The following is a 20,584-nucleotide window of genomic DNA, read 5'->3' as shown; positions in this document are numbered from 1 at the left end:
AGATCGAGTGTTTCCCTTCAAAACAATCGATCTTTTACGTTTCATATAAGGTAAGGTATAAAAAAACAGAAATAGTCAACCTAATCCCTTTTTTTATTAGAATTAATATATTCAAATAAATCAGGGATGTTTTTCATATCATATCTGTATACTGCTTCTATTATATTTTTTGCGATTTCTTGTCTTAAATCTTCTTTTAAATGATTAGGTGCTTTTGCAATCTCTTTCCGAATTTTCGGCTCAAATTTTTCACAAATTTTAATCATTGCTTCTGTATCATGTTGCTTTGCTTTTTTGACCAATTCAATTAGACTCATGCAATCTTCCTTTTACAAGTAACTTTCTCAACTTATTTAGTGCCCTAATCTTCGTCTTTGAAACGGATTGTTTTGTTGTGTGCGTCTTCTTTGAAATATAACTAACATCGTACCCATCAATAGCTAAATACTTTAATATCAATTTTTCTTTATCAGTTAATGTGGTTAGCGCTATGTACAGACTTTCGTTTTCAATTACTTCTAAAAGGTCATTATTTTCTGTAAAGTAATCATCCTTATTAGAATTTGTTTCTTTTGCGTCATTCTCAAAAATTATGGGGACTAGTTTTTCTTCTTCCTCACGGTTTTTCTTAGAATAATTGATGGAAGAAAACTCTATTAATGAAGCAAAATATTTTACCAACCTTATTTCACCAAAATATTCTATGAAGCTTTCATTTAGTTTTTCACTTGCTCCAGTGTCTAAAGGGTTTGAAATCACTTTGTCATAGAGACTCTTATTCTCTTCTCTGCTCAAGAAGTTAACGATTATTTTATTTTTCGCAAATTTTTTGTTAATTGTGTTCATCATTATTTTACCACCAATCTGCATTCGATACGAATGTACGTTCTTTTTATAACAAAGAATAAATTGTGCCAGCACGTAACTGGCACGCTCTTTAAACTGTTTTTATTGATTCTTTTGGGCTTGCCCACTTGCAACCCTCAACTCATCTGCCAACTGTCCAATCCTAACAGCCTTATCCTTCATCCCCATTTGATTGTAAAAAGCCCATTGCCCTTGTAAATGACTAATAATTTCATTTACTACCTCTGGTTTCATTTTAACCTCTCCTTTTGATTTGATTAGTGCTATAAAATCTTGCCAACCGTTGGGACGTGCTCTTAACACGTGAGGGCAATTCTTTCCACTCCAATCCCAATGTTGCTTAACTCTATCAACACCCAAGTTGAACTGCTTTAGTAGATCAGCAACCAGTTGAGCAGCTAAGTCCTCTGCTTTTCGAATATCTCCGTCAACGTTCTCACAAATTTCGATCCCAATAGATGATGAATTACCCGGGCCATTACCATCACCGCAATGCCAAGCCATTTCATTCAACGGCAAATGCTGAATGATGCGTTTATCATCTACAGTAAAATGCCAAGATGCTTGCCTTTGAGCAGCCGCATCACCTTTGATGTATTTAGCGTGTGAAAGAGCATCTGCGCCTTTTCCTGCATTACCTGTATTATGAATTGTGATGTATTTTGGAATCATCTTACGTTCTGGACGGTTCTTTCTCCCTGCTGGAACAAAATCCTGTATCGTCTGCATTACTCCACATCTCCCTTCTGAAACGAATTTTTCACGCCTGAATGAATCCCAATGGCAGCCGTTGCCTCAATAAAAGCCATCTTGCCAGCTTCGAGTAAATCTCCCCCGAACAATAAAGCATTGATCGCATTATAAGCTACCGCCATCACAACAATAGCAAGAGGAATGTAATCGTTTGGGAACCAACTTCGCGTTTTCAGCCATGCTCCTGACACCATTACTACAGCAATTACTAAACCATCCCGTTTAGATTTGAAGATTCACAGCACTAATATCCACACTTTAATGATGAAGGTAAGTCATTTAATCCAGAATCTCCATCTCAATGGTTTCGATCTTTCTTAAAAAAGCATAATTTACGATATATTCGCTTCCACGATTTGCGTCATACTTCAGCAACGATTCTAATTAATCAGGGAGTACACGCCAAGATAATTTCTGAAAGGCTTGGTCACGCAAGTATTTCTACCACGATGAATATTTACGGACACGCCCTCTAATCAGCAGATAAAGAAGCTGCAAATAAATTTGAATTCATATTTCAACCCAAAGTCTCTAGCAAAACAAAATAAGACACCAGATCAATTATCCGGTGTCTTTTACTCTCTTGTAATATAGTTTTAAGAATTTGGTCAACAATTCGTCAACAACCCATCTTTTCGATAGCTGTTACACTCAAAATTCAATCACTATTATATAGGCAGAATCCCTTGTCATATCAACATTTATCCAAACCTCTTTCTATATCCACACTTCCTACATAATTCCTCGACAGCTTCCCTTTTAGAAAACCCATCAAAAAGATTATTTGCTCTCTCACTCTCTACGATTTCAGAGAAAGGTGTAGCTTGGACATTCCCCAAATTAATCACACCTTCTCCATCCAAACAGCACGGCACAACCGTTCCATCCACAAGAATTCCAGCTTGACTACGAAGGGCATGGCAAAAGCCTTTTCCATCGTCTTCGGGTGCGTGCAAACTCGGCCATTCAAATTCATGATCCTGATTGAGATAAATCCGTTCAGCAATCTTGACCCCGCTTCCAGGAGCCACTTTTTCTTCAATTTTATAGTCTAAATGAAATTCCTTTTCCAATACCTCTAAGGTCTCTCTGTTTCTATTCCTTTGAAGGTTCGTTGCGTTATCTTGATCCAGATTCCAGAGACGAAAGGATATGATCACGTTATGCTCCGCTGCCTCTCGAACAAAGGATAGGATGTTAGATAGATATTTATCACGATCAACAGAGCCTTCGTGACCATCAAAGCTATGCAACGAGAAGTTCATTTGACGCAAGGCTGGCTTGCCCAGTAGCTTGACACGATTCTTTTGAATAAGGGTTCCGTTTGTCGTGATGTTGACCTTAAATCCCTTCTCATGGCTCACATCCAGCAATTCATCAATTTTGGGATGAAGGAGTGGTTCTCCCTTCACATGTAGATAGATATGCTTCGTGTGTGGTTTAATTTGGTCCAAAATATTAGTAAACGTGTCTAGCTTAATAAACCTAGCTTGTCGACCTGTTTGTGGACAAAAGCTACAGGCAAGATTGCAAACACTAGTAATCTCAATGTATACCTTTTTAAATGTCTTCAAAACTTGTTCCTCATTCCATCTATTCTATAAAAAAGTGATTTTTATTTTTCCATATATCCTACTTGTCACATGGACAAATCTAATAATCGATATCTTCTTACCTTCGCTTATTATACATGAAAACTCAAGGATGATTTCAATTTGAGATTTTCGTTGTGATAGATCGATATTTTTTTAAAAAGATTGTATACATTTGTGCCCCTTCATACGTGAATAGTACAGAAAGGAGTAGAAAATGAATAATGAAAGTTTTGAACTCTTGCTACAGGAAAATAGTAAAAGCATCTATCGATATTTTTTACGACTGGGTGTAAGCCAGACTGACGCGGAAGATATTGTCCAGGAAACCATGTATCGAGCCTTCATTTGTCTGGATGAGCTGCATGTGGATAAATTTACTCCCTGGTTGTTTCGTGTAGCTATTAATTACCACTACGATCTTGTGAGACGAAAAAAACGCTGGGAGCTGATCCCTATTGAAACCGTCCAAATCATTGGAACAAGAGCATTAGATGAACACATCATAAAACAAGAATTCCAGCATGAAATTCAGCAGCTTTGTAACCTGTTACCCCAGCCTTACAAGCATGTCTTATTTTTAAAATATGTGTATGACTTTTCTTATAAGGAAATTGCCAACATTCTAGCTGTAAAAGAAGAGACCGTAAAAACCATGTATATCGAGCACGCAATCAATTCCGAAAGATATATAGGAGGAAAATCAATGAACCTGGATCAATTTGATCTTAATCAGGATCATCAAACAATCAGAAAAGCCCTACAAAAAGCTAAGCGAAGAAATTTATTACGAAACATCCTAATTTCCTTTGTCATTTCTGTATTGGTCCTAATTAGTTTTATTTTTGCTTCAAAACAAATCATGGATTATCATTTTTATCATGTCAGAGAGGATATCGAAACTTTTGGAGAAATCACCAGACCTAATGTTGAATTTATAAGCTTTCCAACAATAAGTGAAGGTCTTTTACAAAATGAATCTGTCCTCTACACCTATAAAAATATTGAAGGACGCCCTATAAAATGGGAAGAAGAATTGTATGTCTATTCTCTCTGGGGGACGTATACAAAAATGAGCACTAACCTTAAATTTTGGTCAAGCGGGAACCAAAATAAAACGAAATTAGCTTATAATTTACACACCTTCCAAAGAGAATTATTATTCTACCTTCCTTTTATTACTACATACGAGACATACATGAATCATTTGGAAGAATTAGACGAGCTGCAAAACGGTGCGGCGGAATTGGCCATCTCCTTTGACAAGCCCTACACCGTTCAACAGATTCGTTCTATGCTACCAGAAGGGATATACCCTCAATGGTACTGGGTAGATACCTATGACGATAAACCTGGTCTAATGCCCCGTACAAGAAGCTATAATGTAACAAATGAAAAAGGTCAGGTAATTGGAACTGAGACTGCCACAGAGCTAATAAAAGATCCATACCCCAGTTATTTAGTATATGGTTTTAAAAACAAATCAGATTCTGCGTCAGAACAGGATTTTATCGAATCTCTTGAAAAGGGTATGAAATTAAACGGAAAACATCAGCTGGAATACCAGCGAATTTTCAATTTTTTAAGAGGACAAAAAGAAAAACCTGACGCAGAGGATGTCAAAATATTTGGAGTCGTCGTTACGGGTTCAAAGGAGCATTTAAAACATTTGAAAGGTGTACCATACGCAAGAGCAATTGTTTTAGGTGCATCAGGATAAACATGAATGACCGCCTTGGCTGATCACCAGGCGGTCATTTTCACATTATAACCCATGTATATGATAGACATTTCTAAAATCCCATTTACTTTAAAGCATTCTTGCCATATTGACTGGGATTAACCCCATATGTCTTACGAAATAAAGAAGCAAAATGACTAAAATTATGATAGCCTACGAGAGATGAAGCCTGACTGACACTAATGCTATTATTCTCCAATAATATCCTTGCCTTTTCCATCCGTTGCTGTCTTACAAATTCAAATACGGTCATACCAAACACTTCTTTAAATCCAATTTTTAGCTTGTAATCATTAAGTTGAATAAGTCTCGATAGGGCGAGCAGGCTGGGGGGCTGTCCTAGCATCTTTACTAAAATATCCCTAGCTAAGTAAATCCGGTCAATATCGTCTTTTTTTAAACTAGTGCCCTTTTTAATCTGCCCCATTTCCATTTCATAGATAAATAATGCCAGAAGCTCTAATGTTTTTCCTTCCATATAAAGACGTTTAGCTGAACCGCTGTACGAACAATTACGTAATTGCTGCAGCAGAACCTGCATTTTAGGACGAATCGTATCCTGAAGGTGGAAGAAGGGCTGGTCAAACCTAACCTCTACATTTTGGAAAAGGCTGCCCCATAGCCTCGCATCCATACGTAGCTCCAAGTGAGTAAAACGTTTTTCCTTGCTATGTTTAGCATGAAATTTTGTATCGTTTAAGTAGACGAGCTGAGCACTGCCTGTTTCTGTTACAATATCCTTGTTTTGTCCATCAACCGAGAAATACCCATCTCCATCTATCGTAAACGCAAGCTCAAGATGTGGATAACGGATACCTACATCAAATGAAACATTCTCATATAAAACCATATCGCTGATCTGCAATTCCATGCCATCACGAAGCTGAATGCAACTGAAATGGCCTTCGCCAAGATGAAACGGTATCCTTCCGTAATGCTCAAATGACTCTACAGGTGAGTGACCCAGAATTTTATTCAGAACATTGCCATTAAAATCTGTAAACTCTGTATTTTCAGCTCGAACAATCATTTTCTCCCCTCCTATCTGTATATACAAGGTTGTGATATATGGCTATATTTATTGATAATAATTCTCATTTATGAGTAGTTTATCACATCATGGCTATGTATGTATGCTATAAAATGTTGATATGGTCATAACCCTGTCAAGTAGACTGCCTAAAAACCCATCGTTACGCGGCGATCGTTTCTCGATACTCAATCGGTGAGCGGTCGCCAAGTTTTTTCTGAAAACGACTCTGATTATAAAAGGCTATATATTTTTCAACAATTTGATTTAATTCCTCAAGTGATTTTGGAGAGCATCGGTACATCATTTCTGTTTTCAGATGAGAAAAGAATGACTCGATACAGGCATTATCTAGGCAATTTCCCCGTCTAGAATGACTTCCTAGTATTCCGTACTCCTCCAAACGTTTATTGTAATGCCTGGATGTATATTGAAATCCTTGGTCCGAGTGTAAGACCGAACCGTTAAGTTCTCTTTCTTGACAAAGAATTTCTATAGTTCTCATCACGAGTGACAAATCGTTATGGGAAGAAATCTGCCAAGCAACGATTTCGTTATTAAATAAGTCCTGCACAGCAGATAGAAAAAAATTGTTCTCCTACACGCAGATAAGTGATGTCGGTAACAAGCTTCTTGAGAGGTACTTCCGCTTTGAGCTTTCTCTTCAGTCGATTCGGGTTCACAACCGATACCTGCCTACCGAAGAATCGCCTTTTCTTACGAATAACTGATCGGATGCCTAAATTCTTCATTAATTGATAGACACGCTTGTGCTTGATATGTAGTCCCTCTTTGCGTAGGGCTACTGTCATTCGTAAGTAACCGTAATAAGGATGAACGCGATGGATACATAAAATATGTTCCTTCAGATTCACTTCCTCTTCGTATCGTCGAACCGTTGCCTCACTAGACTTTCTCCATTTGTAATATCCCGCACGGGATACTTTTGCAAAACAGAGTAGCCAAGATAATGGATATTTGGTTCGCATTTTATCAATAATGGAAAATCTCGTTTTCTTCGATGTCACTCCCCGTTTAGATTTGGATACCGCTTTTTTAGATATTCATTCTCTGCCTTAACATAAGCTAGCTCTTCCTCAAGGCTTGCAAACTTGGTTTTTGGACGCCCTTTTCGCCAAGCTTTATTTGATCGTGAAGATGTAAGTGCCTCTCCATTACGGACCTTTTTAACCCAGTCCAACACCTGTTTTTTTCCGGTATACCTAATTTTCTGGCGACTTCTCTGGAAGATACTCCAGACTCGTAAAGACGTACGGCCTCCATTTTTTCCTTTTCAGTATATACCTTGTATGTTTGTCCCTTTTTAGCCATAAAAAATCCCCTCTGGTCAATTGTGTCCTACCCAATTATAACAGTCGGGTTTTAAACACAGTCAACCACAAGGGGATAATACCATTACTTAGGCGGGTTTTCTTGCTGAGTAAGCACGAAGCGAACCTGCTCTTGTCTTGAAATCACCTATTGGTCGAACCTCTTCAAACCCGGTGTCTTCAAGGAGTTCAGGAATCACATCTGTAACATGATCTGCTGTAGTCTCAAAGCCATCTAATAGCTGCACGGTAAAAAACGCTGCTCTCATTACTACATTATGAGGCTTACCAAAGTCAATAATGTGTACTTCTCCACCCGGACGCAGGGTTCGTAGTAATTCGTGTATCGTGTTACGTTTCATCTCCCGAGTAAGATGATGGAAGAACAGACTAGAAAAAGCGTGGTCGAGGTGATTATCTTCAAAGGGAAGCTCAAACGACATTCCCTGTTGAAACGTAAGAGCTACTTGATGTTCCTCTGCCTTATTTTTAGCTATTGATAGTATGTTAGGATCAGCATCTAGTCCAATTACCTCTGCCTCTGGCTGTGCTTGTTTGAGCATAAGAGTTAAGGTACCTGTTCCGCAAGCTAAATCCAAGATACGCTGCTCTGGCATCAGGTTAGCTTGATTTACAAGATGTCCTTTGAATGCCTCTTCTTTCATTCCCCACAACGCAGGGTCATAAAGGCGGGTCAACCAATGAAATTTTAAAGCCGGAATATAGCTTTGATTTCCTGTGTTTTTCATCTATTCTCTTCCCCTTCCACCTGAAATTTCCATCCCAATGCTTACAAGCAAGTTGCGAAAAGCACATAGTAGCAAACTGACAACTTATTACTTAAAAGTATGGTAGAAAACCAACGGAGCGAATTATACATAATCTAGGAAGCGATCACTTTTATGGGAATATTTTCATAATTAAATGATAGTGATAATCATTATCCTTGTCAATGTTCTATTCTATCCTATAATTCCAAATGATGATCACTAGTAAAAAAATTCATATTACAACAGGTAATCATATATGCTATAAAATTTCTTGCTTCTTGTGCTCTCTTTACTCTGGAAGAAAAATGCGATGCCCCATTTTCTCTGTTACGAATTCTCAAGGATTCTTTGAGAAGTAGGTGCCATTCAGCAGGAAGGACTTGCAGTGCATACTCTACCGCTTTCCCTTTCGCAATAATCTCTTGATACTTTAGCGTGTAATAAATGCGACACAATGTTACTACAGCGTCCTCAATCCATTCATCAAACAAGAAGTAAATACGACTTTTCCCTTTTTTTGCCCAATATTCATTTATGTTATAATTCATTGTCTCCTTAACATCCTGCCATTCTGTAGCAATCCCTAAGTCATCTACCCTTTTCCCCACAATCGTTATTCCATGATGCTTTAATGTCCACCATGTCACATGATTAATATCCCAGTACCCCTCTTTTTTAAAAACTCCACTAGCACAGCATGGATAAGGCTGTAAGGATTTATTATCTCGTCCGATGTCCTCAAGGTTGATATACATACCGTCTAATTTTTTGGCAAGCGGGTTACTCTTCCTTAGCTTATGATGTAGCTTCCTTATTATTTCAATCTCTTCATTCGTTAAGCTTCTTTTTACGATTGTCATAAAATCTATATCACTTTTATGCTCATCAAATGCTGACAAAGCGATCGAACCATATAAATAAACCCCGTCTATAACATCAGATAATTCGGATATTAATGTATCACTATACTCTTGCAATAAAGGGCTAATCTTTTTTGGTATCTTTACATCCATAGTTAGAATCCTCATTTCTTTTTAAGTACCTACCAACTATTATACAAAACATTTGAAATATTCATCTTTATTATGTTATATTTTATAAAAAAAGTCCCATTACAAAAGGAGTTCGCATATGAAACCGAATAATAGGTAACGTGTTGTCTGCTTCTCTAAAGCACGATCACCACCTCCATATCCACTCATTTTAGCATTATGAAAATGAAATTATGGAGGAATAAATAATGAGTAAACCAGAAATGAATGTTGCTTTAGTCTGCGGGCCTGATTCTGATATGGATACACAAGCAATCCGAGCTACTTTGGAGTATTTTGGTGCAAGAGTCTTTACGTATTGGATAGGTAGACCCAATGATTTCACTGCTATCTTATCAGGTGAGGACTTATACCCGAATACTGACATGATTATTCTCAACTTCCACGGAGATGAAGGGAAATTCATCATGCCGGAGCTAGGAGAAGACGTGTATGATGCAGATGAGCTGCCTGGCAACTTTGGTCCAGAAGAAATTTCCCACTTTGCCAGATTGGAAGGAAAAATCGTTGTTGCCAATGGATGCTCTCTGGGCGATCCTGAACTGGCAAAAACATTCCTACAATGTGGTTGTCAAGCGTATATTGGCCCAAATGACTATCCAGATGGAAATGCTGCACTGCTATTTGTTTTGCGATTCTTCTATGAAGTAATTCAAAACAAGAAAAGTATCCAAGAAGCATTCCAGTTAAGTAAAGCAATGGATGAAAACATGACGATGTATCAAATCTATGAAAATTGATAGCTGAGCAACAAAACAAATGAATATAGCATTTAAAAAGCCCTGATCTACTTCAGGGCTTTTTTACGTCTACGAATCGTTCTTTGCAGATAAAAGAATCTGGGGATTTAATGGCATATAGACAAGCTCTGGGGCTTTACTACCGATTGGCCAAATGTAAACCAACGTCGCTGAATGCTTCTTAAGATACTCTTGTGTAGATTTCTGTACCGACATCCCCGCTTGTAAGCGACATCCATTCATAATAAAAAACCTCTGAGAATAATACCAGAGGCACACATGTTTATTAGATGTTCCATTCTTAGAGCACGTTGATTAAACCAAGACTACCTATATTGATATTATCCCTACAGGTGGGGGTGTGTTCGAGTCAGCAGGATAAAATGGTATCCTGCTCTGTATATAAGAAAGCGTCGAAAAGCTACTTTTTATTCTCCTTGCTTCTTTCAAGTAGCATGTCAACGATTAGATCAATTTGTCCAGTAATAGCAATTGGATCATAACGATAAAACGTATCAAAGTCGTTATAGAATAACGTATTGTTTTTAGATGCCTTTAGGTTTTTCCAAACCGCTGAAGACTGTAATTGCTTTAATGCTTCTCCCTTATTCTGAGGATCATAAGTGGTCAAGAACATGTAATCCGCAGCATATTGTGGTAGCATCTCCATGGACAGCTTTAACGTCTGCTCCTCTGCTTTATTCTTAGCATGTGGCATTTTAAGCTTCAGTGCGTTGTAGATTGCTTGTCCACCTCGACCAGCGTTGTCTCCGAAGATCCACAGTTCACCCTTATCCGTCAGTTCATAAAGTCCAAAGGCAGCATTCTCGTCAATAACACCCTTTAGCTTCTCACGACCCTCCGCTGCCTTTTTATCAAAAGCAGCGATAAACTCCTCTGCTTTTTCCTTTTCTCCTGCAATGTCACCAAACAGTCTTACCGTTTCATAGATGTTAGTGGCAGTACCATATGGAATGTGCAAGGTAGGAGCTATTTTTGACAAAGCCTCATAGTTTTCGTCCTTCATAACAACAATCAAATCAGGCTTTAGCTGCAATGTTTTCTCTGTACTAATAGGCTCTCCGATATCACTAGCCCCTTTTAGCAGATCAGTTAAAAATGGATTTTTGAAAGTAGTTGGTTCAACACCAACAACATTTGCCCCTACAGAAAGCAATTCACCACCATAAAAATCAGTAACGATTCGTTTCGGTTTTACGGGAATCTTCACAATTCCTTTCTTTGTTTCAAAGCTATGCATTCCCTCAGCAGCAGTTGTTTCCTTTTCCTTTGGTGTAGGAGCACCACTGTTTGGACTGCTCGTTCCACCACAAGCAGTCATCAGGACAGACAGCACAATAATCATGGTTGTTATGAAGAAGAATGTTTTTTCCTTTAACATGAAATCTCCCCTATATGTATTTACAAGGATTTTTTGATAATGATTCTCATTTTTCGTAGTAAATGTATCAGACAACGTTATCTGGTGTCAATATGCAAAGTTACTGAATATCAAAAGCGTTTGAAAGCCTTCAATAACAAAAAAGCTACTCTTTTAGCAAGTAGCTTTTTTGAACATCTTCATTATTAGGTTTGCCTGTAAACTATATCCCCCGTATTAACTTCTCGGCCTTTTTATCCTTCTTCATTTCTCGATTTGAATCTGCATAATCAGTCCATGAATCCAAAATTACTCTTGGCTCTGCCTCAATCAAATCCTTTGCTTTTTCTACATTTCCTTGTTTGAAAGCTTCGATAATAGAGATTAAATCAGTACGATCTAACAATTTTACATTATTAATTCCAGCCAAGGTCTCACATGAATCCGTATATGTAGATGTTGCAATCAGAATTGACTTCTTCGCTTTATAAAATCTCATAGAGGAATATACCTCTTGTACACCACTAATTCCTACTAAGTTATCAATCCTATATCGTTTCGCTTGTATTACATTACGAACCCCAGAACGATCTGTAAAAACAAGGTCAGCCCCAAAATCTCTGCTCCCCACTGTTTTATAAACCTCTTTATAGCCTAATGCATGAAACAGTCTATATAAATACATCTCAAATTCTGATCCATCAAGCATTTTATCTATATCACGGATATCTATAGCTAATGGATCAATATCATTTGTTATTTGTCTCGTATTTGGAGATTTTTTGGGGAAACTCCCGAATTTAAGAAATATTGCAACACCTATAATCAGAATCAAAAGCAAGAAAAAAATCAATTCCATCTTGTATTCTCCTATCAATGATTTTTCATACTTAACTATTAAGAAGTACCTGCGATCTGCTTCGAGGACTAGTATGCATCCACCAATAATCCCCATTTTAACCCTTGTTTATTATATAACAATTGTAAAAATAAGTAACTTAAAAAAGAAAAGCACCTCAATGAGATGCTTTTCATCGTATATACATACCTACAGTCGTACCACAACAACTATTACAATGCCGTGACAAACAGTCTGGCAGTGTTGTTCTGGCTCCTAGTGAATGCAGGTCATTTCATTCTATAAATTATTCATTCTCCGTAACTTTAGAAATAAAGTCTCCTGATGCAAATGTTACATCATTTGGTCCGATTTTTTTATGCTCCCATTTCGACTTATTCGTTACTTTCACTTTATCTCCTACTTTATAGGTGTGAGCCTCCGTAAAGGTAACATCAACTGTCTCCGTTTTTCCTTCATTGTTTTTGTATTCTACTGTAGCATAACCATAATCACTATCTGAATCTGTGACTGTTCCGATTATAAAGTCTTCCGCTTCTTTCTCAGCAACTTTAGAAATAAAGTCTCCTGATGCAAACGTTACATCATTTGGTCCGATTTTTTTATGCTCCCATTTCGACTTATTCGTTACTTTCACTTTATCTCCTACTTTATAGGTGTGAGCCTCCGTAAAGGTAACATCAACCGTCTCCGTTTTTCCTTCATTGTTTTTGTATTCTACTGTAGCATAACCATAATCACTATCTGAATCTGTGACTGTTCCGATTATAAAGTCTTCCGCTTTATTCTCAGCAACTTTAGAACTATATGAAGAATATATATCAACTGAATCGCCTATATTTATATTTTTCAGCACATTAGCAGGCACATTTTCAGTAAAGATTGTAAGCCCCTGATTTGTTTTTCCAGTAACAATTCCTGTATATTTCTCTCTTTGCTGTTCGAAAAGAGTTTGTTGTGAGTTACCTTCTGCTATAGAAAGACTCGAAGGGATAGCTGCATGCGCTGATATAACCTCTAATCCTGGAAGATTCGCCCCCATTAAGGCCCCAACACTTAATACGCCTGTTAAAACTAGCTTTTTCATAGTTGCATCTTCTCCATTCATTAATTTTTTACTAGATCTAGTCAAATTTTCATCTAATTTCCTCGAGGTTGTAATAATTATAGTTACACATTGTTTTTTAAGTCAACAAAAAAAACCTTACACTTTTGTAAGGGAAAAATGAATATATAGACACAGATATATATAGTTCATTCTTATTGATACATCACTTTCGCTTCTGCGTTTACTTACTATTTCTTCAAAAATTCCCTAAAAGCATACTCCATTTTCCCTATAGAAAATCCCCTCCTAGTCAATACAGCAAGGTGTTTTGCTTCTTACTGTCTACTAAGAGGGGAGAATATCAGAAACGATCTATCACTACCACCCTCATAGGTGATAGCTACAAATGACTGGCTTTCTCCGTTTTGTATTTCGCCAGATCGTTCCCCTAGATTTTAAACTTTGCCAATAATCCCTGAAGCTCCTCAGCCATGCCTGCCAAGGAAGCAGCGGCATGGGTGATTTCCTCCATAGTCGCGAGCTGTTCCTCTGTTGATGCAGAAACCTCCTGCGTACTTGATGCCGCTGTTTCTGCTACTTCCGTAATCATTTCCATGGAACTGACCATTTCCTTCGATCCCTCTGACAATTGTTTAATCGCTGCTGTGACCTCCTGAATTTGGGCTGTCACCTGCTCTACAGTTACTTGAATCAGTTCGAAGGAATCTCCAGCCGTATTAATCAGGTTGATCCCCTCTTCCGATTCTTGGGTGGCCAAATCCATCGAATGGACAGCTTGATTCGTCTCCTCCTGAATGCTCATAATCAGCTTATCCACTTGTTCAGCCGAATGAGTCGATTGCTCTGCTAATAATCGGACTTCATTCGCAACAACAGCGAATCCCCGACCATGCTCGCCTGCTCGTGCTGCTTCAATAGCTGCATTTAATGCTAACAGATTGGTTTGCGTAGCGATATTTGCGATAACGTCAACAATTTTACCGATTTCCTCGGAACGCTCACCCAAGCCTTTAATGACGCTTGCCACCTTTTTAACTGTATGATTAATGGAACTCATCTGTTCTACTGCTGTCTGAATCGAATGATTGCCTTCTGTTGCTTTAACAGATGCTTCAATCGCTTTAGCTGTTACCTCTTCAGAATGGGAGGCCATTTGCTCTACACCCAGTGACATGCGCTGTACGGTTTCCGAGGTTTCTTCTACGCTATGAAATTGCTTTTCGACCCCCGTGGCTAATAATTGAATGGTCGTGCTGATTTGCTCTGTTGCTTTACTTGTTTGATCTGCATTTGCAGTTAACTCTTCAGCCGAAGCGGCAACCTGATCTGCACTAAAGCCTACCTGACCAATGAGAGTGCGAAGATTGGTCTGCATCTGTTGAAACGATTGAGATAGCATTCCAATCTCATCCTCCCCGTTCACGCTGATCGTTTCAGTCAGATCCCCTTCACTAATTTTGCGGGAGGCTTTTATTAATCTCTTAAGCGGATTGGTAATGGAAAGAATGACGAGGATCATCAAAATTGTACCTGCCAATAAAGCCGCTACGATAACGACTAGGGTACGGGTAAAGATAGGCTGAACTGCCTCTTGAATCTCTGCGGAAAACATCAGACCAGCTATCTTCCAGCCCGTTACTTTATTCGTTTCATACGAGATGAATTCATTTGTTTCATCTAGCTCGATCTGACCTGACTTCTTCGCAAATAGCTCCTCTTCCCACTTCTCCTTAAAATCAGTTCCGCTTTTTATCGTGGGATGAACCAAATATTTGCCTGTTTGGTCCACAATAAATGCGTAGCCCTGTTGCCCAATTTTAACCTGCTGAACTACCTTTGCGATATTATCTAAATTCAAATTCATCGCTACTACACCGGAATTATCCTCAAGTGTTTTCGCAATGGTTACGACCACCTTGCCCGTCGATGCCGTTACATAGGGCTCTGTAATAATTGTTTGCCCTTTCTTTGCTATTGCATCTTGATACCAAGGTCTATTTCTTGGATCATAGTCCTCAGTCATCTTCTGAACAGGCTCTTGAATCATCACTCCCTCTTTGGTCCCAACATACACACTAACCAATTCAGGATGAAGGGCATAATATTCTTTCAATCTTTCTCTTATGGGAGCTTGAGCTCCCCCTTGTAAAAACGGTTCGGTTATTTGCTTGGAAAAGTATGTGATATCATGGATTTTTGGATCAATCGTATCGTTGATAATCTGATCCAGCATATTTACGCTTCTTACACCAAAGTTGTTAATTTCCTCACGCATTTTGTCTGCTGCAATTTCATAAGACATCAAACCAATTACAATACTTGGAATGATTAAAATGATTGCAAAGGAAAAAATTAATTTCCTTCTAATCGTCAAAGTTAACCTGAATTTCCATCCCATATTATAATTTTCCTCTCCATGCGTTTTTTCGTTGTGTAATGTTTATCGGATAAAATTTTCACTCAGAATATAGCAGTTACATATTTTTTATTTTGGTAATTAATGACAAGTATAAAACCTTACAATTTCAGGCATTAACGGGTTTTTTAGTCGGTAAATAGAATGAAAGAAATGAGCGAATTTTATAGATTGATTTTAAGAGAACGATACCATATAATTATTAATTAATATAATATTCCGATAATTAGAGAGGTGGTCATTATGAAAATTCAAGCGAAAAAAGTAGAGCAAGTTTCTCCAACTCTTATGACCTCCGTATAGTGAATGAAAAGCTGACCCAAGCTTCAGCTTTTTCGTTTTTGCTTTCACGATAAATCTTTAACTTAAAATTCAAAATAAAAGGAAGGGTACGTACATGGAGATACTGGATAAATATATAGAGGCAACGAACACCCACAACTTTGATGAAGTGAAAAAATTGTTACATCCAAATGCCCTTTACTACTTCTCAAATTGTACCTGTACTACTCACCAAGAAATACAGGCATACTTTGAAAACGCTTGGTCAATCATCCAAAACGAGATTTATAAAGCACAAGATATCCAATGGCTCCATAAAGGTAATGACTCTGCAACCTGTACGTATACATATTGCTATGAAGGCTATATGAATGGAAAGTACACAAGTGGGCAAGGAAGAGCCACAAATGTATTCGTTAAGGATACCATTGGATGGCTGCTCATTCATGAACATCTAAGTCCGTTACCCGCAAAAAAGGTCTAGACTTCTAGATCTTTTTTGCATTACTTTAGCCTAATTGCCAACAGCGGCGATTGTAGCCACATACTCTCTTTGCAGAATCCCCATGTGGAAAACGTCGCTCCACTTCCCGTCTCTAAAGATGTATTCACGCGAAATACCCTCGTGCTTGAATCCCATTCTTTCATATAGGGCAATCGCTTTTTTGTTAAAAGAAAACACTCGCAATGATACTCGGTGTAGATTTAATTCCAAAAAGGCGTAATCTAATAGAAGCTTCAACGCTTCCGTTCCATAGCCTTTTCCCCAATACGCCTTCTCACCAATGTCGATGATGCACTCCGCATTTCGATTTTTATAATCAATCTGGATAAGTGAGATGATCCCAATAGGGGTTTCCGACTCCTTAACGATAATCATATAACTTTTTGATGTGCTTGATCCTAAAATAACCTGATTAACAAATTCTTGTGTGCTATCTAATGTAAACAGATCAATAGATGGATTGGTAGTTCGCATGACCTCCATATCGTTTCTCCATGTATGATAAATCGTTACATCATCGGCAGTCATTTTTCTCAGATAAATTCTTGCAGATTGAAACAACATAGTCTTGCTCCCCTTTTTTAGTTATTTCCTACTTTTATTTTTCTGGAATCGGACAAAGCAATTCCTTCAATGAAAATAGCAAAACCTCCATTTGCTCCTTCACCTTTGTTTTTTCCAGCCCCAAATGAGCGGTATCTAACATTAAACCATCGATAAATGAAATGAGATAAAGCGAAATGGATTCAACAGGAATGCGCGGACGAATATCCCCCCGCTCTATTCCCTTCTGAAAAAAAGTAGTTACTACCTCAGCTATACGTTGGTACCGTGCTGTTACATAGGGATAGCTATCTCTATTTTTGCGGTAATTCGTTGATAGAAAAAACTCCGAATTGGCTAGCAAAAGAGATTGATCAAGCCTTTGCATTTCCTGCTGCTGCTGATTAACCCACTTGGTTATTTGTTGCCAGGACGTACCTTTATCATCTGTACCGAAAAAAAGTACATCCTTTTGATCCTCAGCATGAAGCAGTTCGATGTATACGTGCTCAATGTTATCGAAGTATGCATACAAAGCGCCTCTCGAAACTCCTGCCTTATCCATGATGTCTTGCATCGTCGCTTGGGTATAACCCTTTTCAATAAACACCCGTTTTGCCGCTTGTAACAAATCCAGCTTCTTTTGTTTTTTGTATTCCTCACTTACTCTTGGAGCCATAATGGTTCGCGCCTCCTGTAAAATATACATTCATGTCGTTTTTATCGGTACGTTTATTATAAAAGACATTAATGTCGGTTTCAATAAAAGGAAGCAAAAAGATTCCATTATATCTTTTCATTTACATCATTTTATGAAAAGAAAAAAGCACCCAGATAGGTGCAAGTAAAAAAGAGCAGCTTTATCGTAGCCGCCCCAATTATCATATATTTTATCCTAGGTGGATTATTTAGGTTGTCCCATAAATTCTGTAAGCTTTGCAAAATTTCCTTGATTCCCCATACCCTCAACCATTCGATCAATTGATTGTTTCGTAAACAGAAAGTTTGTTTCTAAGGTAGAATACACCAACTCCCGAGTGATTGCGGAAGCATCAAGAATATGTGCAAACTCTGGAACAGTGTCGCGTATTTTTTTATCATACTCAGCGGTAATGAGATTCCCTGTCAATTTATCAGAAATCAAATAGAGAAAAATATGAAGCTTTGATTGCTGACCAGATGATAAGTTCTGTTCTGTCAGCCAATCATAGTAGGTATATTTCTCGTGCAAAAGAGTTCCTCCTCGTTCATTCCTAAGCAACGAACCAGAGTAGCCACTCAATAGTAACAACGATTTCCTGGATTGTTCCATCCGAAAGATTGGAGTTCGCTTTCAAAAAGTTCCTTACTTGATCTTTCACATAAACAATAGCGTATTCTTCTTTTTGTTCCCAACCCTTGACGAGGCCCTCCAAGAAATCTGCTATTTTACTAGACCATCTTTTAAAGGATTGAGCCGCCGTTGGAGACAGCTTACTAATTGCTTGTTCTAACACGGCGCCCCCTTTTCTAATGTGTGTAACAACTGTTTTTACACTTTCTTTCGTAATATGTGTTTTCCATCCATACGTCCCTACCTGTTGAGCTCCAACCTCACTGTTCGGTACTACTACAGCCTGCTGAGTTGAAGTCACGGTCGACGCTGAAACTGGAATTGCTAGAGATACAGCCAATACTGACGTAGACAAAAGACTTAAAATCGTTTTTTTCGATAGTTTACGCATAAATCTACCTCCATTCAGCATTTACTTACATCATTATCATAATTATGTAATAAATGTAAGTAAATGGGTCTTATCTACCAAATGTTAGTCTTTTGCTATGATAGGTTAACATTTAGTATACATCCATTAGATATAGTATTAGTTAACTATACGATATGAATAGAATGATAGAGCTCTACCATGTTTTTTAGACATATAAAAACTCTGACAGTTTTGCATCAGGGCTTTGTTTTTCCTAGGTTTTTCCCCGTTTATTGTTGCTACACCTATCATCATAATCTAGTAAAGAAAGGCTACACTACCCAAATAAAAAGGTAAATGCGATACATACTAGTTCACCTGTAATAAAAAAATAACATTTTTTCCATAACCAGTTTTTAACTTATACAAGATGTAACGAACATACTACACAGAATCTAAATGCGATTACATCCCTATGGTGTTAGTTTGTAAATCAATTATATAGGTGACAAAATGCATACAACTATGAACCATTATACCCAGTGAAATTAGGGGTAGGATATATTTTTCATGTCGTTTTTTGTCTAAATTTAAAGAGGGTTTCTAATTTTTTATTTTAAGGGAAATTTCAAGACGCGATGCAAAATAATAGTAAAGGGGAAAGAAAGCTGGTTTGCAAGTGCATGATGCTTTTTACTAACACAGAGGAATGTTCTAAAAAAAGACTAAACTCAAGATAACGTCTCCACCAAAAAATGCTATTCAGGTTAATTGGTATTACTCATTTATAGGATATAGGAATAAACTATATGATCCGAAACCCTTTGGGATATGAACAGTCGTGTTTTAGCTATTCATTAAAAGACAACTAAGATGTTTCACTATGTTAATATGGGTCGATTTTTATTAAGTGGAACAACCAGATAAGGATTACGAAAAAAGAATTAGAACACCAATTGGTTTATGAACTCACTTGAACTGAAAAACCAGAAGATTTGACGGGATCGGCTGTTGGAGGAAACGTTTTAGAAATTTTTGGTAATAAACAGTGTTCTTAACTGGTTATTTTTGTAATTTTTGTTATAATAAAACAAAAAGGAGGGTGATTCTTTTGCTGAAAAGATTTTCGTTAAGCTTACTTGCACTTCTTACCACACTAAGTATGTCCACATCTGCTTTTGCATCAATTGGGAGTAATACTACTTCTCCTATTGAACAAAGCGCGGAATATACTTATACCTACCATGGAATAACCTTTACTGGACTAAATCCATTGAGTGAGAATCAATTGGAAAGTATGTATGAGAGCTTGATGAAAGAAAATAGAACATCAGTCATTGAGGGACCTGGTGGCAGTGCCGAAATTGTGTATGGTCCAAAATACGACCATTTTAATCATAGTGTCCACAGAGAAATGGCCGACATCATTGTTTCTTGGGTAGCAGAGAAGATCCCAATTCCAACAAAAAAATTTAAAAAGGCACTCTTAGGTTGGACTATTGCGAAGCTTTCTGCATGGAGTAAGGAAGTATTAGCTGATACCTATGTTGGGTATTGGGTTTGGAAAGTACAGGATTCCGACATACAATCTGATATTTACTATGAGACCGTTGTTCATTATAAAGACAAAAAATTTAAAAAACCGAAAAAAGTAGAGTATTACGAAATAGATAGGAAAAAGTGGTAATAAGTAAATTCTAAAAAAGGGAGCATTCCTCCCTTTTTTAGAGATTTGGAGGAGAATTTATGGCCAATGAAAAGAAGTACTCCATGTTTATCTTTTTTGTTTTCATTAGTCTATTTATTAAACTAAATTATTGGGTTGATTTTCTTCTGGTCAATTTCTATCTTGCAACTGTAATTGAACTCTTAGTAATTTTTCTTATCATTGCTTTGTTTGATTCCTTTCTAACAAACGCAGTTAAGAGTTTTTGTGAAAAATTCAAAATCAAGCTTTTTTATCTATAT

Annotated in this window: 21 protein-coding genes and 2 pseudogenes; 5 read left to right on the top strand and 18 right to left on the bottom strand. The window is 37.5% G+C overall.

Features of this window, described 5'->3' with window-relative positions:
• Positions 1-80: 80 nt before the first annotated feature.
• From ACQV1I_RS02940 to ACQV1I_RS02925, 4 genes are all read right to left on the bottom strand, one after another.
• Complete coding sequence (locus ACQV1I_RS02940) at positions 81-317, bottom strand: helix-turn-helix domain-containing protein (protein ID WP_116335255.1); 237 nt, start codon at positions 315-317, stop codon at positions 81-83.
• A complete protein-coding gene (locus ACQV1I_RS02935) occupies positions 304-849 on the bottom strand; it encodes a sigma-70 family RNA polymerase sigma factor (protein ID WP_116335256.1) in 546 nt (181 codons plus the stop codon). The genes ACQV1I_RS02940 and ACQV1I_RS02935 overlap by 14 nt, the downstream gene beginning before the upstream one ends.
• A 99-nt stretch (positions 850-948) precedes the next feature.
• Positions 949-1,596: a peptidoglycan recognition protein family protein gene (locus tag ACQV1I_RS02930; RefSeq protein ID WP_094701524.1), complete on the bottom strand. Its 648-nt coding sequence runs from the start codon at positions 1,594-1,596 to the stop codon at positions 949-951.
• On the bottom strand, positions 1,596-1,811 hold the full coding sequence (locus ACQV1I_RS02925) for a hypothetical protein (protein ID WP_161555140.1): 216 nt from the start codon (positions 1,809-1,811) through the stop codon (positions 1,596-1,598). The genes ACQV1I_RS02930 and ACQV1I_RS02925 overlap by 1 nt, the downstream gene beginning before the upstream one ends.
• Positions 1,812-1,898: 87 nt before the next feature.
• Here ACQV1I_RS02925 and ACQV1I_RS02920 point away from each other — a divergent pair.
• Positions 1,899-2,096: pseudogene (locus ACQV1I_RS02920) on the top strand (site-specific integrase); the annotation flags it as partial.
• A 225-nt stretch (positions 2,097-2,321) separates the two neighbouring features.
• Here ACQV1I_RS02920 and ACQV1I_RS02915 read toward each other — a convergent pair.
• On the bottom strand, positions 2,322-3,194 hold the full coding sequence (locus ACQV1I_RS02915) for a radical SAM/SPASM domain-containing protein (RefSeq protein ID WP_104066873.1): 873 nt from the start codon (positions 3,192-3,194) through the stop codon (positions 2,322-2,324).
• 235 nt (positions 3,195-3,429) lie between these two features.
• On the opposite strand from ACQV1I_RS02915, the gene ACQV1I_RS02910 reads away from it, so the two are divergent.
• A complete protein-coding gene (locus ACQV1I_RS02910; protein WP_236645920.1) occupies positions 3,430-4,932 on the top strand; it encodes a sigma-70 family RNA polymerase sigma factor in 1,503 nt (500 codons plus the stop codon).
• Positions 4,933-5,017: 85 nt separating this feature from the next.
• Here the strand turns inward: ACQV1I_RS02910 and ACQV1I_RS02905 are convergent, their stop codons facing one another.
• The 4 genes and pseudogenes from ACQV1I_RS02905 to ACQV1I_RS02890 form a co-directional block, all read right to left on the bottom strand.
• On the bottom strand, positions 5,018-5,983 hold the full coding sequence (locus tag ACQV1I_RS02905) for a helix-turn-helix transcriptional regulator (RefSeq protein WP_116335259.1): 966 nt from the start codon (positions 5,981-5,983) through the stop codon (positions 5,018-5,020).
• Positions 5,984-6,146: 163 nt separating this feature from the next.
• A pseudogene (locus tag ACQV1I_RS02900) lies at positions 6,147-7,315 on the bottom strand (IS3 family transposase).
• An 88-nt stretch (positions 7,316-7,403) separates the two neighbouring features.
• Positions 7,404-8,063 (bottom strand): class I SAM-dependent methyltransferase, encoded by a 660-nt coding sequence (locus ACQV1I_RS02895; RefSeq protein WP_094701518.1) that lies wholly within the window; start codon positions 8,061-8,063, stop codon positions 7,404-7,406.
• Between the two features lie 218 nt (positions 8,064-8,281).
• Entirely contained in the window at positions 8,282-9,097 is an 816-nt protein-coding gene (locus ACQV1I_RS02890; protein WP_116335260.1) for an aminoglycoside adenylyltransferase domain-containing protein, read from the bottom strand.
• Positions 9,098-9,324: 227 nt separating this feature from the next.
• Between ACQV1I_RS02890 and ACQV1I_RS02885 the strand changes: the two genes are divergently transcribed.
• Positions 9,325-9,876: a delta-aminolevulinic acid dehydratase gene (locus tag ACQV1I_RS02885; RefSeq protein WP_116335261.1), complete on the top strand. Its 552-nt coding sequence runs from the start codon at positions 9,325-9,327 to the stop codon at positions 9,874-9,876.
• A gap of 69 nt (positions 9,877-9,945) precedes the next feature.
• On the opposite strand, the gene ACQV1I_RS02880 is transcribed toward ACQV1I_RS02885, so the two are convergent.
• From ACQV1I_RS02880 to ACQV1I_RS02860, 5 genes are all read right to left on the bottom strand, one after another.
• Entirely contained in the window at positions 9,946-10,119 is a 174-nt protein-coding gene (locus ACQV1I_RS02880; RefSeq protein WP_161555142.1) for a hypothetical protein, read from the bottom strand.
• Between the two features lie 178 nt (positions 10,120-10,297).
• The gene (locus tag ACQV1I_RS02875) at positions 10,298-11,278 is read right to left on the bottom strand and encodes an ABC transporter substrate-binding protein (RefSeq protein WP_116335262.1); all 981 of its coding nucleotides are present in this window, start codon (positions 11,276-11,278) and stop codon (positions 10,298-10,300) included.
• 202 nt (positions 11,279-11,480) lie between these two features.
• Entirely contained in the window at positions 11,481-12,116 is a 636-nt protein-coding gene (locus ACQV1I_RS02870) for a restriction endonuclease (RefSeq protein WP_116335263.1), read from the bottom strand.
• A 286-nt stretch (positions 12,117-12,402) separates the two neighbouring features.
• On the bottom strand, positions 12,403-13,203 hold the full coding sequence (locus ACQV1I_RS02865; RefSeq protein ID WP_438769057.1) for a hypothetical protein: 801 nt from the start codon (positions 13,201-13,203) through the stop codon (positions 12,403-12,405).
• Positions 13,204-13,612: 409 nt separating this feature from the next.
• Positions 13,613-15,583 (bottom strand): methyl-accepting chemotaxis protein, encoded by a 1,971-nt coding sequence (locus ACQV1I_RS02860; protein WP_116335088.1) that lies wholly within the window; start codon positions 15,581-15,583, stop codon positions 13,613-13,615.
• Positions 15,584-15,998: 415 nt separating this feature from the next.
• On the opposite strand from ACQV1I_RS02860, the gene ACQV1I_RS02855 reads away from it, so the two are divergent.
• Positions 15,999-16,367, top strand: a complete 369-nt coding sequence (locus ACQV1I_RS02855) for a YybH family protein (protein WP_116335089.1) — start codon at positions 15,999-16,001, stop codon at positions 16,365-16,367.
• Positions 16,368-16,397: 30 nt separating this feature from the next.
• Here ACQV1I_RS02855 and ACQV1I_RS02850 read toward each other — a convergent pair whose 3' ends face one another.
• The 4 genes from ACQV1I_RS02850 to ACQV1I_RS02835 form a co-directional block, all read right to left on the bottom strand.
• Positions 16,398-16,952, bottom strand: a complete 555-nt coding sequence (locus ACQV1I_RS02850; protein ID WP_116335090.1) for a GNAT family N-acetyltransferase — start codon at positions 16,950-16,952, stop codon at positions 16,398-16,400.
• A 34-nt stretch (positions 16,953-16,986) separates the two neighbouring features.
• Positions 16,987-17,610 carry a TetR family transcriptional regulator gene (locus tag ACQV1I_RS02845; protein ID WP_116335091.1) on the bottom strand — a complete coding sequence of 208 codons (624 nt, stop codon included), beginning with the start codon at positions 17,608-17,610 and terminating at the stop codon, positions 16,987-16,989.
• Positions 17,611-17,835: 225 nt separating this feature from the next.
• Entirely contained in the window at positions 17,836-18,162 is a 327-nt protein-coding gene (locus ACQV1I_RS02840; RefSeq protein ID WP_116335092.1) for a hypothetical protein, read from the bottom strand.
• Positions 18,163-18,184: 22 nt separating this feature from the next.
• Positions 18,185-18,655 carry a hypothetical protein gene (locus ACQV1I_RS02835; RefSeq protein WP_094701454.1) on the bottom strand — a complete coding sequence of 157 codons (471 nt, stop codon included), beginning with the start codon at positions 18,653-18,655 and terminating at the stop codon, positions 18,185-18,187.
• Between the two features lie 1,063 nt (positions 18,656-19,718).
• On the opposite strand from ACQV1I_RS02835, the gene ACQV1I_RS02830 reads away from it, so the two are divergent.
• Complete coding sequence (locus ACQV1I_RS02830; RefSeq protein WP_236645904.1) at positions 19,719-20,303, top strand: hypothetical protein; 585 nt, start codon at positions 19,719-19,721, stop codon at positions 20,301-20,303.
• The last annotated feature ends 281 nt before the right edge of the window (positions 20,304-20,584 follow it).

The sequence above is a fragment of the Brevibacillus sp. JB24b genome, assembly GCF_051713385.1.
GTDB lineage: Bacteria > Bacillota > Bacilli > Brevibacillales > Brevibacillaceae > Brevibacillus_B > Brevibacillus_B laterosporus.
The sequence above is the reverse complement of the archived record's forward strand: the minus strand, read 5'-3'. Positions and strand labels throughout refer to the sequence as shown.

Excerpts from the sequence above, each read along its gene's own strand:
- ACQV1I_RS02880 (WP_161555142.1), bottom strand. The coding sequence starts at position 10,119 with ATGAATGGATGTCGCTTACAAGCGGGGATGTCGGTACAGAAATCTACA.
- ACQV1I_RS02895 (WP_094701518.1), bottom strand. The coding sequence starts at position 8,063 with ATGAAAAACACAGGAAATCAAAGCTATATTCCGGCTTTAAAATTTCAT.
- ACQV1I_RS02855 (WP_116335089.1), top strand. The coding sequence starts at position 15,999 with ATGGAGATACTGGATAAATATATAGAGGCAACGAACACCCACAACTTT.
- ACQV1I_RS02910 (WP_236645920.1), top strand. The coding sequence starts at position 3,430 with ATGAATAATGAAAGTTTTGAACTCTTGCTACAGGAAAATAGTAAAAGC.
- ACQV1I_RS02865 (WP_438769057.1), bottom strand. The coding sequence starts at position 13,203 with ATGAAAAAGCTAGTTTTAACAGGCGTATTAAGTGTTGGGGCCTTAATG.
- ACQV1I_RS02860 (WP_116335088.1), bottom strand. The coding sequence starts at position 15,583 with ATGGGATGGAAATTCAGGTTAACTTTGACGATTAGAAGGAAATTAATT.
- ACQV1I_RS02890 (WP_116335260.1), bottom strand. The coding sequence starts at position 9,097 with ATGGATGTAAAGATACCAAAAAAGATTAGCCCTTTATTGCAAGAGTAT.
- ACQV1I_RS02845 (WP_116335091.1), bottom strand. The coding sequence starts at position 17,610 with ATGGCTCCAAGAGTAAGTGAGGAATACAAAAAACAAAAGAAGCTGGAT.
- ACQV1I_RS02850 (WP_116335090.1), bottom strand. The coding sequence starts at position 16,952 with ATGTTGTTTCAATCTGCAAGAATTTATCTGAGAAAAATGACTGCCGAT.
- ACQV1I_RS02870 (WP_116335263.1), bottom strand. The coding sequence starts at position 12,116 with ATGGAATTGATTTTTTTCTTGCTTTTGATTCTGATTATAGGTGTTGCA.
- ACQV1I_RS02835 (WP_094701454.1), bottom strand. The coding sequence starts at position 18,655 with ATGCGTAAACTATCGAAAAAAACGATTTTAAGTCTTTTGTCTACGTCA.
- ACQV1I_RS02885 (WP_116335261.1), top strand. The coding sequence starts at position 9,325 with ATGAGTAAACCAGAAATGAATGTTGCTTTAGTCTGCGGGCCTGATTCT.
- ACQV1I_RS02905 (WP_116335259.1), bottom strand. The coding sequence starts at position 5,983 with ATGATTGTTCGAGCTGAAAATACAGAGTTTACAGATTTTAATGGCAAT.
- ACQV1I_RS02875 (WP_116335262.1), bottom strand. The coding sequence starts at position 11,278 with ATGTTAAAGGAAAAAACATTCTTCTTCATAACAACCATGATTATTGTG.
- ACQV1I_RS02940 (WP_116335255.1), bottom strand. The coding sequence starts at position 317 with ATGAGTCTAATTGAATTGGTCAAAAAAGCAAAGCAACATGATACAGAA.
- ACQV1I_RS02930 (WP_094701524.1), bottom strand. The coding sequence starts at position 1,596 with ATGCAGACGATACAGGATTTTGTTCCAGCAGGGAGAAAGAACCGTCCA.
- ACQV1I_RS02935 (WP_116335256.1), bottom strand. The coding sequence starts at position 849 with ATGATGAACACAATTAACAAAAAATTTGCGAAAAATAAAATAATCGTT.